Source organism: Chitinophaga sp. 01L420, assembly GCF_056399985.1.
Genome location: NZ_JBFTSK010000031.1, coordinates 71,776 through 87,445 on the forward strand (window position 1 = coordinate 71,776; position 15,670 = coordinate 87,445).

Annotated in this window: 6 protein-coding genes; 4 read left to right on the forward strand and 2 right to left on the reverse strand. The window is 45.9% G+C overall.

Going from position 1 to position 15,670, the window contains the following annotated elements; translation table 11 throughout:
* The first annotated feature begins 219 nt into the window (after positions 1–219).
* The 4 genes from AC1DP6_RS25155 to AC1DP6_RS25170 all read left to right on the forward strand — a co-directional run bounded on the left by AC1DP6_RS25155 (position 220) and on the right by AC1DP6_RS25170 (position 8,074).
* Positions 220–3,171 (forward strand): SusC/RagA family TonB-linked outer membrane protein, encoded by a 2,952-nt coding sequence (locus AC1DP6_RS25155; RefSeq protein ID WP_477057302.1) that lies wholly within the window; start codon positions 220–222, stop codon positions 3,169–3,171.
* A 23-nt stretch (positions 3,172–3,194) separates the two neighbouring features.
* Positions 3,195–4,754, forward strand: coding sequence for a RagB/SusD family nutrient uptake outer membrane protein (locus AC1DP6_RS25160; protein WP_477057303.1), 1,560 nt, complete (start codon positions 3,195–3,197; stop codon positions 4,752–4,754).
* A gap of 140 nt (positions 4,755–4,894) precedes the next feature.
* Positions 4,895–7,354, forward strand: coding sequence for a glycoside hydrolase family 31 protein (locus tag AC1DP6_RS25165; RefSeq protein WP_477057304.1), 2,460 nt, complete (start codon positions 4,895–4,897; stop codon positions 7,352–7,354).
* A 51-nt stretch (positions 7,355–7,405) separates the two neighbouring features.
* Positions 7,406–8,074: a hypothetical protein gene (locus tag AC1DP6_RS25170; protein WP_477057305.1), complete on the forward strand. Its 669-nt coding sequence runs from the start codon at positions 7,406–7,408 to the stop codon at positions 8,072–8,074.
* Positions 8,075–8,194: 120 nt separating this feature from the next.
* Here the strand turns inward: AC1DP6_RS25170 and AC1DP6_RS25175 are convergent, their stop codons facing one another.
* Together AC1DP6_RS25175 and AC1DP6_RS25180 are read right to left on the reverse strand one after the other, a co-directional pair.
* Positions 8,195–12,553 (reverse strand): glycosyl hydrolase family 18 protein, encoded by a 4,359-nt coding sequence (locus AC1DP6_RS25175; RefSeq protein ID WP_477057306.1) that lies wholly within the window; start codon positions 12,551–12,553, stop codon positions 8,195–8,197.
* 444 nt (positions 12,554–12,997) lie between these two features.
* The coding region (locus AC1DP6_RS25180) for a T9SS type B sorting domain-containing protein (protein ID WP_477057307.1) at positions 12,998–15,670 on the reverse strand (2,673 nt) is incomplete at its 5' end.

Consider the following 15,670-nt stretch of genomic DNA (forward strand, 5'->3'; position numbering starts at 1 on the left):
CATCAGTAAAAATAGAAAACCAAAATTCTAAACATCGCAATTAAAACCATTTAAAGAAGACAAACGGCACCAGCTGTTTCTAAATCTAATGACAATTTAATCCACGTTGACAAGCTGCCGGGATATCCTCTGCAAACAACGCCTTATTTCCGTTCACTAAATAATGAAAAACATTTAATCCACGTAGCAGCACCGATGGCTGTTCAAAAAATCCACTTTATGTTTAAAACAAGATCCATCAAGAATCTTTTTCTGTGCACGCTGTTATTTGCCCTTCAGGGCATTGCCACCGCCCAGAATAAGACCATTACCGGGAAGATCACTGACAAGAACGGCACCGCCATCCCTGGTGCCTCTGTTCAGGTAAAAGGCACAAAGAGCGGTACTACCGCAGATGCCGAAGGGGTTTTTCATGTTTCTGTTGCCCCCGGAGCAACCGCATTAATCATCAGTTTCATTGGCTATACCCCTCAGGAGGTAAGCATTGCCAACAAATCTAACGTAAACGTACAACTGGTACAGGAAAATACTACCCTCACAGATGTAGTGGTAGTAGGGTACGGTACCACCCGTAAAAAGGATGTAACCGGCTCCATTGCCMAGGTAAAGGCCGCCGATTTTAATAAAGGGATTACTACTGCACCTGATCAGCTGATTCAGGGTAAAGTATCCGGCCTCATGATCCTCAATAACAGTGGTGCTCCCGGTGCAGCTGCTACTGTAAGAATCAGGGGGGTATCATCTGTTCGCGCAGGTAACCAGCCATTATACGTAGTGGACGGTATACCACTGGATGGTCGTGTGGCCCGTCCGGCAATCAATGTAGGAGGCCTCGGTCAGACCCCGGATGCCAACCCGCTCAACTTCATCAATTCCAACGACATTGCCTCCATGGACGTGTTGAAAGATGCTTCGGCCACTGCTATCTATGGCTCCCGCGGTGCGAACGGCGTTATCATCATCAGTACTAAAAAAGGTAATGTTGGTGCTACCCAACTGGATGTGAACTACTCTGTAGGGATGAGCAGCATTATGAAAAAACTGGATGTACTGGACGCTGACGAATACAAATCAGCACTGAAAGAATACAAACTGACTACCGGCGACTATGGCGCCAACACCGATGGACTTGGATCCATCCTGAGAACAGGTGTTACCCAGAATGTAGGAGTAGCAATGAGTGGAGGAACTGAAACCAGTCGTTACAGGGCTTCCTTTGGTTTACAAAACCAGGAAGGTATTGTGAAAAAGACCGGCATGAAAAAATATACGGCTACCCTTAGCGGTCAGAATAAATTCCTGGAAAACAGGCAACTTGGTATTGACTATAATATCATGGCCGCCCAAACCGCGGAACAACTGGCTCCTATCACCAACGATGCCGGCTTCACCGGAAGTTTGATTGGTCAGGCACTACAGTGGAACCCCACCAGGTCGCTCATGAATCCCGACGGTAGCTTTTATATACTGCCGGTAGGACAAGCGGTGAATCCCCTGGCAATGTCAACAGCCTATGATGATAAAGCCACTATCAGTTATATTCTGGGAAGCATTTCTCCCTTCTTTAAATTCAATGATGACTGGGAACTTAGAACCACCTACAGTGTAAACCACCAGGTTGGACAACGTCGCGCGCAGGCGGTTTCCTATATTAACATTAAAGAAATTAACGGACTTGGAAGTGGCTTGTACAATACAGCAGAATTAAATACCCAGTTATTTAATTCTACTTTGAACTTTAGTAAACAACTGAACCCTAATTTTCACCTGAACGCATTGGTAGGTTATGAATATCAGAAATTCGATTACTCTGGTGTGAATGTTAATGCCACCGGGTTCCCCACCTATGCGGTGCCTTACACAGATATTCTGCAGGCCCCCCCTCAGGCAAATACCAATCTCAGCTCATTCCGTAATCCATCTTCGGCGTTGCAGTCATTCTTTGGCAGAGCCTCCGTTAATCTGAAAGATAAATACCTCCTGACAGCTACGATGAGAGCAGATGGTTCCAGTAAGTTTGGTGCGAATAACCGATATGGCTATTTCCCTTCCTTTGCAGGTAAATGGAATATCTCCCAGGAAGATTTCATGAAAGACAATACTTTCTTTAGTAACCTCGGATTGAGAGTAGGTTATGGTATTACCGGTAACCAGGAGTTTCCTGCCGGCGCTGCTGAAGCTCAGTACGAACTGGGACCAGGCGGAAGTGCCCGGTTAAGCAATGTGCCTAATCCTGATCTGAAATGGGAAACATCCAAACAGTTCAACGCAGGAATCGACTTTGCTATCATAAAAAACAGACTTTCCGGTACAGTAGATTATTTCATTAAAAACACCACCAATCTCTTATTCAGCTTCCCCGCCATTCAACCGGCACCTGCTTCCAGCTACTGGATCAATTTACCAGGTACGATTTTAAATACCGGCGTGGAACTCTCATTGAAAGGTGATATCATCAGAAGCAAAGACTGGAACTGGACACTGGGCGTGAATGCTACCTATCTGAAAAACGAAATGAAAGATTACGTTGGCCCGGATGTTCTTACTGGAGCCATCAGCGGACAGGGTGTGTCTAATGCTACTGCCCAGAAGCTGGCAAATGGTTATCCACTGAACACTTTCTATTTACCTAAATGGGAAGGACTGGATGATAAAGGTATGAGCGTGTATGCCAACAATGGCGCACCTGTTTACCTGTCTAATCCCAACCCGAAAGTACTTTTAGGTATCAATACCGGTGTGAATTATAAAAAATGGGCATTATCCGCCAGCTCCCACGGTGCATTTGGCTTTGAGATCTATAACAACACTGCCAACACTGTATTACCTATTGGTAACTTAGGCTCTATTAACACAGCGAAGAAATTACTCGGTAAAGGTGAAGACCTGACCAACTCCAATGGTGTTTCTTCCAGGTACCTGGAAAAGGGTAATTTCCTTAAACTGGATAACGTCACCCTTTCTTATAGCATTGGTACCGTAGGTAAAGTGCTGAAAAATGCCACGGTGTATGTTACCGGCCAAAACCTGTTTGTAATTACCAAATACAGCGGATTTGATCCAGAGGTAAATACTGATAAAAACCTGAATGGGGTAAGTTCTTTTGGTATAGAATATTCACCCTATCCAACTGCACGGACTGTGATGTTTGGTTTATCGTTTTCCTTATAATCTTTCACCAAAAACTGAAAAAAATGTCTTTCAATATAGTTAAAGCAATAGTCGTAGTAGCCTGCTGTGTTGGTTTTACGGCCTGCACCCTGGATGAAAAGCTGGGTTCTACGCTGACCAAAGACCACGCAGACTCTATTATCAAAGCCTCTCAGCTGTTGCAAACAGCCTACAATAATTTACAGATGGCTTACCAGGATTTCTCCCAGGTATGGGGCATGTCTGAAATCGCTACAGATGAAGCCCTTGGGCCCACACGTGGTAAAGACTGGGATGATGGTGGTGTTTGGCGTGCCTTACATGAGCACAAATGGACACCAGACCATTCGCACATAGCGAATAGTTTCAGCCGGCTATTACTGGAACAATTCAGTGCCACCAACGTATTAAATTTCCACCCTACTGTAGGTCAGGAAGCAGAAGCCCGGTTTCTGAGGGCATTATCCATGTACTCCGTATTAGATCTGTATGGTCAGGTTCCTGTCCGTCAACCCGGAGATGATTTGCTGAAAGCTCCTAAGGTAATGACCCCACAGGAAGCCATCGATTTCATGGTTGCGGAACTGAATGCCATTATGCCTAACCTCGGTGACAGGCCCGCTACTCCTGCTTATGTAGCTAATAAAGACGCTGCCCGTTTCCTGCTGATGAAATTATACCTGAATAAAGGCACTTTTATCAACAGGAAAACACCCACCTTCGATGCCGCTGACATGCAAAAGATCATTGCACTGGCAGACCAGATTACTGCGGTGGGCGCCTATAGCATTGGAGCTGGCGATTACTTCAAAAACTTTGCGCGGGATAATGACTTGATCTCTAAAGAAAATATTTTCACCCAACAAAACGGACCTGGTATCAGCACCGCCAGAGGTGATAACGGTAATAACGTTTATTGCCGCTGGATGTGTACGCTCCATTACAGTATGACGCCTAGCGGCTGGAATGGCTTTACTACTCTTTCTGACTTCTATCACAAATTTGAAGCAGCCGACAGCCGTATTGGTGGCGCCTATCCCGGTCTTACCGAATTAACCGGTACCAAAGTAGGCTTCCTCGTCGGACAACAATACGATAAGAATGGCAATAAAATACTGGACAGAAGTCAACGTCCGCTGATCTTTACAGAGGCCGTAGAGTTGAGAGCCACCGGTGACCAGGTAGAAATGTCAGGTATCCGGGTACTTAAATATCCGCCAGACATGCTGACCACAAATAAATCATCCGGTAACAATGAAGCCAGCAATGACTTTGTATTCTTCCGTTATGCGGATGTTTTACTGATGAAAGCAGAAGCACAGTTAAGAACTGCTAATGCAGGCGCCGGTTTGCTGATCGTAAATGATCTGCGTGCCAGGCGTGGTGCATCTCCACTGCCTACCCTAACCCTCGCCAATATGCTGGATGAAAGAGGCCGCGAATTATATTGGGAAGGCTGGAGAAGACAAGACCTGATCCGCTTCGGTAAATTCCTGGATCCATGGCAGCTGAAACCAACAGATGATGAGAAAAACCTGGTATACCCGATTCCTACCAGCGACCTCGCTGTAAATCCAAACCTGAAACAGAACCCAGGTTACTAATTATATTCCTTTTGCCGCAGGCAGGATCTACATGATCCTGCCTGCCGGCAAAACTTCCTGCTACATGCTGTTTAATAACTTTTACGCATTACATCCGTGATGCGATAGGAAACTTTTTGCGTAGAAAATCAATTGTTCATATGTATACAAAAGCTTTGCTAAGGCGCTCAGGTTGGCTACTCCTGCTTACCTGCCTGTCAGCCCAGGCACAAAACCAGGTAAAAAAGATCGGCAAAGTAAACACTGTAAAGATCGCTGGTCAGCAAATCAATATCAGTGCAGAAAATGCTTTCGCAGAAATCACGGTGTACAGCCCGGCTGTGATCCGGGTTAGAATGGACCAGCATCCGCTGCCCGCTGACTTCTCCTATGCCGTTATTGCCAAACCGGTTACTACTAAAGTACAGACTACGCAAAATGATAGTGAAATCAAAGTAATCACGGACTCGCTGCAACTGCGCATCACAAAAAATCCTTTTTCCATCCATTTTTTTACCCCTTCGGGAGAAGTGATTAACGAGGATGAAGCCGGATTAACTACCTCCTGGATTGGAGATGATGTAACCACGTACAAAAAAATGCAGGAAGGCGAAAGATTCATTGGACTGGGAGAAAAAACCGGCAACCTGGATCGTAAAGGAGAAGGCTATACAAACTGGAATTCAGACAAGTTCGGATATGCTGCCAACCAGGATCCTATCTACGCTACCATTCCTTTTTATGTGGGCATCCATCATCATATTAACTACGGTATTTTCTTCGATAATACTTTTCAGAGCGACTTTAATTTTGGCGCCAGCAATAACCGGTTTTCCTCTTTTGGCGCAAGAGGAGGGGAGATGAACTACTATTTCATCTATCATCCGCAAATGGCTGATATCATTTCCTCTTATACTGCCCTTACCGGTCGTATGCCTATGCCCCCCCTGTGGAGCCTGGGATATCAGCAAAACCGCTACAGCTATTATCCGGACACCGAAGTATTGCGCATTGCGCAGACCCTGCGGGAGAAAAAAATACCCGCCGATGGTATCACCCTCGACATCCATTACATGGATGCCTACAAACTATTTACCTGGAACAAAGATCGTTTCCCTAATCCGTCTCAGCTGACCAAACAACTGGACAATATGGGATTTAAAATCACCGTCATCGTAGACCCCGGCATCAAAGTAGAAGACGGCTATGCTGCTTATGAAAACGGTAAAAAAGAAAACATCTTCATTAAATACAGTGATGGTGAAAACTATACCGGCCAGGTATGGCCCGGCTGGTGCCACTTTCCGGACTTTACCAGCGTAAAAGGCCGTGACTGGTGGAAAGGCCAGATTAAATCGTATATGCGTGATGGTGTACGCGGCATATGGAACGACATGAATGAAATAGCCACCTGGGGACAGAAGATGCCAGACAACGTCATCTTCGACTACGAAGGCCATCCGGTTACCCATCAACAGGCGCATAATATTTACGGATTACAGATGGTGCGCGCCAGCTATGAAGGCAGCAGGGAAGAGCTGAAAAAACGGCCCTTTCTTTTAACCAGGGCCGCCTATGCAGGATCCCAACGCTATAGCGCCATATGGACCGGCGACAATCGTGCAGAGGAAGATCATATGTTACTCGGTGTTCGCCTGTTAAATAGTTTAGGCGTTAGCGGTATGCCTTTCTCCGGCATGGACATCGGTGGTTTCACCGGCAACCCTACCGTGAGCCTGTATGCCCGCTGGATGCAGATAGGGGCCTTCATTCCCTACTTCCGTAATCATACCGGCATTAATACCAAATCATCTGAGCCATGGGCATATGGAGAAGAAGTACTGGAGATTACCCGCAACTATGTTAATCTGCGCTACCGCTTACTTCCCTATCTCTATAGCTCGATGTATGAAGCCACCCGCACCGGCATGCCCGTAATGCGTACGCTGGCCCTCACCAATACTTTTGATCCCAAAGTATATGACACCCGCTTCCAGAATCAATATGGATATGGTAGCGCGTTTATGATAGCTCCTTTCGAGAGCACAAAAGAATTCGGTTCCATTTACTTCCCGGAAGGAAAATGGTATAATCTTTACAACGACAGCACCTCCAGCGGCAACCAGGAAGTAGTTACCCCGCTGAACCTGAAAACGCTGCCGGTATATATAAAAGAAAGCAGTATTGTACCTATGCAATCACTGATACAAAATACTGCAGAAAAGCCATCAGACACCCTCTTTCTCCATATCTACAAAGGGAATCAATCACACTCCTTTGTTTATTATGAAGATGACGGAGAAAGCTTTGACAATGAAAAAGGTGTTTTCTATCAACGTACCATCACCTACCATCCTGCAGACAAGAAAATTATACTGGAAAAAGCTGCTGGTAGTTATGCCTCTAAATTTCATCACATACAATTATTACTTCACGGATTTAATGAGCAAAAAAGTATAACCGTTAACGGTAGCCCGCTATCGTTACAAATAAACGGGTATACTTTCCTTTCACCTATTTCCCGCTTTGACCCGCAAGGGTTCTCTATTCCGGCCGAGCGTTGCACTGTACAGCAGGCAACCTTCGATAATGGTAATCAGCTCATTAACGTGGATTTGTAATAAAAGGAACGGCCCCCTGGATTTTCCAGGGGGTCTTCTTTATATTTGGGCATGAAATATTTAGCCTTTATTCTTTTTTCAGGACTCACTGCTTGTCAATTTTCTTCGGGTAAACAAAGTGTAACTACAACGGATACTCGTGACTCCGTTTCCTCACCGGATATAAACCGGTTACTGAAACTCTACAAAACATTTAATTCCGATACCTTAGAAATAGACTCCAAACCAGGCGAAGAAGTAACGCACTGGAAATATCGGGGCATCCTGATAGACTCTTCTCTGCTTCGCCTGCTGCCAGTAAGCACCGATAGGTATGAGCCATTCTTCTATGCCTGTTATAAATTTGACCTGGATGCCAATACCGTTGGTTTAATCACAAGAACACCTTCTGAATATGAGTCTTCTTCCGTGAAATTATTTGCATGGCATAAAAAAACGAATGTCATTACCCTGGAAACGGAGCTGGCTGATTCATGGGGAGATGCAGGTGATGCTGTAAGCAAAAGTTCCTGGCTATACCGCAATCAACAAAGAGGCTGGATGGGCTTAATTGAACAGTTTAACTACAGTGAGAGTATAGATGATACCACTTTGCCTATCTCAGAAACATATGACTATTACCATTTTAAATGGAACGGTAACCGGATAGATACGATCAGTACAGATAGTTCCGCGCTGGTAGAAATTCATAAACAGATTGCTCCTCCGGAGAAAAAGTAAAAAAGTTCCGCAACCCGACATAAAAAAGAGCGTGTATCAAAAAATGATACACGCTCTCTTGTTTAATAGTGCTGATAAATGGATCAGGGAATTTGATACCTTTTATTTATTCCCATCTCCTTATAACCTGATTAACTTGGTACTACTCACTTTACGTGTTTTCTGACTGGTTACCCTGATAATCCATGTACCCACGTGAACCTTACTGATATTAACACTTACGGGTTGTACACCTTTTGCTGCAGGCATATATACCTGTTGTACTACTGGTGCATTTCCCTGCAGGTCTATCACCTCTATCAGTAATTTATCGCCAGGATTACCATCTACTTTCAACCATATCTCGTTGCCATTGGCAGGATTAGGATAGGAAAGCAGGGTAGCAGGAGCGGCTGATTTGGATAACGCCGCATCATTTGCAAAGGCTGCGCCTGTACAATCTCTCACGTATTCCCATGGCTTTCCGGAGCCAGTGTTCAGATCTGGCTGCTCGCCCTGTGTCCACCATTTGGAGTTGTATACTTTGCCGGCATATACTACCTGGCTACCTCCATTATAAGCCGTAGTAGCTACCCATGCAGCAACGCCGCCGCAACCACCGCCACCGGCAGGATTTACTACCACATTTACCACAGCTGAAGTAGTAGAGGCCCCACCATTATCCGTTGCTTTGGCAGTAATCGCGTAATTGCCTGCCGCTACATTGTTCCAGGTGTAGCTATACGGAGCGATGCTATCGTAATTCAACACCGTAGTGCCATTATAAAAAGTAACGTATGCAATAGTGCCGTCTGCATCTGCGGCAGTAACGTTAACGGCTATACTGGCCGGAGCAGTAAATGTTGCATTGTTAGCAGGTGAAGTAATGCTCACGGTTGGCGGTGTATTGCCAGGTGTGCCACCACAGTCCCTTACATATTTCCAGGGTTTACCGGAGCCGGTATTCAGGTCTGGCTGATCGCCCTGCGTCCACCACTGGGCACTGTATACTTTACCAGCATATACCACCTGGGCGCCACCGTTATAAGCGGTAGCAGCTACCCATGCAGCAATACCATCGCAACCACCGCCACCGGCAGGATTCACAATGATATTCACTACGCTTGAAGTCGTAGATGCGCCACCGTTATCCGTTGCTTTAGCAGTAATAGCGTAGTTACCTGCTGCTACATTGGCCCAGCTATAGCTGTATGGTGCAACAGAATCTACTGACAGCAAAGTGCCGCCATTATAAAATTCTACTCTTACAATAGTGCCTGCACTATCTGTTGCCGTGGCGTTTATTAACACGGTAGCCGGTGCAGTATAAGTAGCATTATTGGCCGGAGCGGTAATATTTACCACTGGTGGTTTATTACCAGGAGTATTTACTTTCACCGTAACAACCGCCGAACGTGTACTGTCGCCTTTATTATCTGTTGCCAGGGCCGTGAGATTGTAAGTACCGACAGATACATTGTTCCATACATAGGTATATGGAGCTACACTATCTGTTGCCAGGAGCACACTACCGTTATAGAATTTTACAGATTTCACGGAACCATCGGAATCAGTAGCAGTAGCCTGAATAGTAATACTGGCCGGTGCATTGTAATTGGTATTGCTGGCCGGTGCCGTAATATTTACTACAGGTGGGATATTCACCGGGGTGCCACCAAAGAAATATTCGTAATAGTTGTTTGCAAACTCATCGGCATGTACCTTATCCCAGTTAATAGACCACGTCATGATACCTCTGAAGTTAGGATAACCACCAGGCTTGCGCAGCGTATAGGCACCACCGTATGCCTGTCCTTTAATTAAGTAGTCCAGTGCTTTTTTCACATTTGCCGGGGTGGTGTAACCACCGCCTGCCGCACTGGGAGATGCCGGTACACCGAAGGCTACCTGGTCTTCCCTAAGTGGTGGGAATACTTTACCAGTGCCGGATACCGGGAATCCCTGTAACAGGATTTCTGACATGGCAACAATGAAATCAGAAGTCGCCTGATTGTAAATTCCATTGTCGAGACCCATTACAGAACCCGTATTATAATATTGCGGATGGATGAAAGTAAGCTCTGTACGCAATCCATGAATCACCGGCAGATAAGCACCTACCAATGGTCCATAGGCGGAACCATAAGCTGTTTGTACGTAATAAGTTTCCGGCGCCATAGTCAGCCAGCAATCTTTACCGAGTCCTTTACGATAAGCGACTACTTCTTTAATAGCAGCTATCAGGTTAACTACTTTGGGGGTAGTAGGGTTGGTAAAATCATTGTCGCCGCTGTTGAGCTGCAGGTTAGCACCTCCTTCGATGTCTATATCGAAGCCATCAAAATTATACTGGTCCAGCAAGGCTTTCAGGGAAGTAACGAAAGCTTGTTTTTGTGTGGTGGTGGTAAGATCCAGCGTACCTGTTTCACCCCCAATAGACAACAGCACTTTTTTGCCCTGTGACTGCAGATAAGCAACATCGGAAGCGAATACGGCGGGCGTAGTGTTTTCCGGTACAAAGCTCATAGTGGCCTTATCCGTACCACTCATAGCAAACGCAATTTCAATGACGTTGTATTTAGGATTTATATTACGGAGAGGGATATACGGAGATGCATCTGTAGGTGTACCCCAGTTTTGCCAGTAGCCTACAATCACTTTTCCGGTGCTCACGGAGCCGCCGGTCACCGTAATATTAGCTACTATGGAAGTAGTGCTGGCGCCTTTATCATCTGTAGCAATAGCTTTGATAGCATAGCTGCCAACGGCTGCGCTGGTCCAGCTGTAGCTGTACGGCGCAGTACTGTCAATAGCCAGTAGCGTGGTATCGCGATAGAAAGCCACCCGTTTCACCACCCCATCGGTATCACTGGCAGATGCCTGTATGTTAATCGTTGCGGGCAGGGTATAAGTGGTATTGTTAACCGGTGAAGTGAGATTTACTTTAGGCGGTATGTTGCCAACTACGTTACCTGCAAAAACTTGATTGATCTTATTCACCAGGGGAGAAGTGGTGTTAGGGCAGTAGATCAGTTTTCCCTTAGGCTGTGTGGAAGCGGTCATATTAAGCATATCTCCGAATACCTGCCAGATGATCACACCCGCCAGGTTATTGTCCTTGATATACTGTGCTTTTTCACCAACAGAGCGTTCGTTGTCATAGCTGAGGAAAAAGCTGCCATTGGTTTTATAAGGTACTTTAGCTACATCATCCCAGTGGTCTGTCCAGCCGGAGCCACTACCTGTTTTGTTGAGGATATAGCTGTAGTTGGGTGTACCATCCCACTGGTCTTTGGCCCAGTTGGTATAGTCAGCGCAGGTTTGTATAGGACCATCGGGCTGCACGGTTTCAGCACGTTTAACGGTGGCGCCATTCAGAGCCGCCGCACCGCTGGTAATTACACCACGGCCGTAAAAAGGGGCGCCCAGGTTCACTTTACTCATGTTTACACCCAGTGCACGGAGTGCTTGCGTGGTAGCATTGAGGGAAAATCCGCTGTATTCTGCGCCAGGATAATCATATAACGGTGCATTATGTCCGGCTTTATTAGACCATCCACCATTATAATCATACGTCATCATGTCAAAATAATTCATGGAATTATTGAGTCTTGCCCAGTCGAAACCCTGTAGTTTGGCGGGTGCGGCAGCAAAACAGGCTGTGATGATCTTACTGGGGCCAATAGCGGTGCGCAGTTGCTCTACCAGTGCGGCAAAGTTAGCGAAGTCCGCCGGGCCATAATGTTCGATGTTCATACCGGGATCATTGGGATACTCCCAGTCGAAGTCGATACCATCAAAGCCCATGCTGATCAACTCCTGACAGCCAGCTATAAACCGGGCCCTTTTGGTGGCATCAGCAGCCATTTCAGGGTAGTGTTTACACATGCTCCAGCCACCGATAGAAGCAACTACTTTTACGCCCTTCTGATGTGCGAGATCAATGACACCTGGTGCACCGCCCTGTTTGGGAACGGATAAAGGGAAAGAACCTGTTTTACCGGTGTTTACATTACTCCATCCTCCACCGGAATTGCGATAGCCCAGTGAATAAGCATAACTACCATCCGATATATTATAAAGGATGTCCAGTTCTCCATATAGGAGGTACATGTCCCAGCTGCTGTAAATATCAGTATTTACCAAAGCTGCCGGGGCCTGTGTGGCACCTACCTGGTAAATGTTTTTATTGCGGTAGTCTCCACTGTGCAGGGAACCGTCTACTGCTACGCCAAAGAAAGAAAAATTAAGCTGGGTGTACTGCGAGTAGTCCACATTTAAGTGATTGTAACCGCCTGCGGGTACAATGCCTGCAATATTTTTCCAGGCATCCCATTGGGTGATATAGCCTATCACCTGTTTGGTGTGTTGATGAGTGGTGGCTGGTACAGGCGGGCTTACCTGCGCCATCAGATTGCTGCTCAGGAGGCCTGGCAATAGCCAGCATGCGAGCAGCATCCGGCGTACTATGCCGGTTCTTAATGTAAAGAGGGAATTCATACTGTTGATTTTATTGTGGTTGAAAAAAAATCATACGTCTTGGTTGATATGGGTTGCTCGCTCTTACACACGCTACGGGTATTCCAGGCAGTGGACGCCTCATTACAGGTTCAGTTTTTCAAACGGCAGAATTACACAATGGAATGCTCATTACAGCGGCTCTCTCAAGCGATGTCGGGAAGGAGTCCGAATAGTACCATCGAAAGCATAAATTATTTTTTTTCTCTGAAATCATTCCTTCTCCAATCGATTGCCGGGTTGCAATCGCTCAATATTTGGTTACTTAAAGAAAATCTCTCCTGGACCGGGTGCAATACCTTCGCACTCAAAATAAAGTATGATTGAAATAGCCAGATGTTGTTAGTCATGACTATCAATATTTTATATCATAAAAAAGGCTTTCTGCGTTTAATGCAGAAAGCCTTTTTTAATGTTAGCACGTTACTATTTATCCCTGATGATAGTGATAAATCCTTTCACGGTGCTGTTGTTATCTTTAATAACAAGAATGTAATAGTAAGTACCCTCAGCGAGCGGGTTGCCATTAGCAGTACCATCCCAGTCATTACTGTAGTTCTTGCGATGATATACCACGCGTCCGGCACGATCGTAGATCGTTACTTCATTATCAGGGTAGCTTGCCAGGTTATTCACTACCCATCTGTCATTTTTCCCATCTCCATTAGGCGTCAGGATATTGGTCGCATCTATTTTTAATCCTTCTGCTACCGTAATGGTGATCTTCCCGGTATTACTACAGCCGTTAACGTTAGTAGCAGTAACCTGGTAAGTAGTAGTGGCCAGTTGTTTCACTTTCAATACGGCATCCTGTTGCCCGCTGATAATGCCATCTGCATTTGCCCAACTGTAGGTATTGCCTCCGCTGGCAGTCAGCTGGATCACATCTCCTTTATTGATGGTGGTACCTTTGTCACTGCTAATCACGACTACCGGCAGACTGTTAACCGTCACTTTAAAGGTGCGTTGCAGGGCATCCACACCGCCATTGGCGGTGCCGCCGTTATCCTTTACCGCCACGGTTATATTGGCCACACCACTAACGCCCGCTTTCATACTATAAGAGATCAGGCCTGTGTTGCTCACTGTTAATGTGCTGAAATAAGACTGATCCGCTGTTACAGTGTAAGTCAGCGTTTGTCCTGCTTCCACCGGCGATGCACCTGTTATCTGCAATGTTTGTACATCGCTGACATTACAAACACGTTGATCGTTGATAACATCCATTACCGGTGCCTGATTCACCTGATTCACGTTGATCGTCACTACTTTTTCTACGGTTAATCCATTGTTGCTGGTAGCCATTACCCGGATGCTCCTCGCTCCATAGTTAAGCACGGCGGCAGTTTGCAGCTGATTTCCCACAATCCGGAAAGCACTGTTATCTGTACTGCCCGTACCGGTTACCAGGCTATAGGTAAATGTGGCAGCAGGATCTGCACTAACAGCAGACAACGTCCCTACCAGCGTACCCGCAGGACTTCTTTCATTGATAGTATTATTGTCGATACGGATATCTGTTGGCGGTAATAATATGGGTACCACGTTGATGCTAACGGTTTCAGTCGCGCTGGTATTCAGGCCATCACTTACCCTCACCGTTAAAGTAACAGTAGTATTTACTTTACTATCCAGAATAGTTTTGTCTTTTACGGTGATCGTTCCTGTGACTGGGTCTATAGCGAAAGCACCGCCGGAACCATCTATTGTAATAGTCCAGTGTTGCAGTGTACCCACGGTTTCCCGGGCCGTGAGCGTACCGGCTATTGTTCCAACCGGACTGTGTTCATTCACGTTAAATGCTTGACCAGCGGTAATCACTGGTGCAGTCAGATCAGCGGTAGTAGCCAATGTGTTGGACGCGCTATTACCGTTGCCGCCAATATTCACTGCTACATCCGCCGGCAATGAAATGCTGACAGCTCCATCAGTTATCGGTGTGATGATAATGGTATAAGTAATGTTATCGGTGGTTTGCGGTGCTGCTGCTGTAGCATTTATCAGGGAGAAATCACCCGCAGTGAGTCCAGTCACCGCTTCGCTGAATACCACATTCACTGTAAACGGCGCATTGACAATGGCCGCAGCAGTAGTGGACAGCGTTACTGTTGGATGTGCTGTGTTTACGAATACACCCGTGGTATTACCTATATTATTCAAGAGGAGAGCAGCATTATTATTCGCTGCATCCCTGATAGTTRCACCATTAAGCAACAGACTAGTCCCAAGTGTGATACCATCCATATCCAGGTCACCATTCTGAACAGTGTAGCTGAAGGATAAGTTCTGTGTACCGGTACCTCCACTATAAACCGCTGAAACATTTGTACCTCCTATGTTTACACTGATGGATGGCACACCGCCGGTGGCATTAACTATCACATTCTCACTATATTTTACTGTAAAATTCAATGTGCTGCCGGCTTTATAATAACCGTTCACAGGTACGCTTACCTGTGTAACTACCGGTGCCATTACATCTGCTGTTACACTAATCGTGTTGCTGGCGGTGTTACCGTTGCCGCCAATATTCACCACTACATCCGCAGGCAATGAAATGCTGACAGCTCCATCAGTTATCGGTGTGATGATAATGGTATAAGTAATGTTATCGGTGGTTTGCGGTGCTGCTGCTGTAGCATTTATCAGGGAGAAATCACCCGCAGTGAGTCCAGTCACCGCTTCGCTAAATACCACATTCACTGTAAACGGCGCATTGACAATAGCCGCAGCGGCAGTGGACAGCGTTACTGTTGGATGTGCTGTGTTTACGAATACACCCGTGGTATTACCTATATTATTCAAGAGGAGAGCAGCATTATTATTCGCTGCATCCCTGATAGTTGCACCATTCAGCAACAGACTAGTCCCAAGTGTGATACCATCCATATCCAGGTCACCATTCTGAACAGTGTAGCTGAAGGATAAGTTCTGTGTACCGGTACCTCCACTATAAACCGCTGAAACATTTGTGCCTCCTATATTTACACTAATCGATGGCACACCACCAGTAATATTAACTATCACATTCTCACTATATTTTACTGTAAAGTTCAGTGTGCTGCCGGCTTTATAATAACCATTTGCAGGTACGCTTAC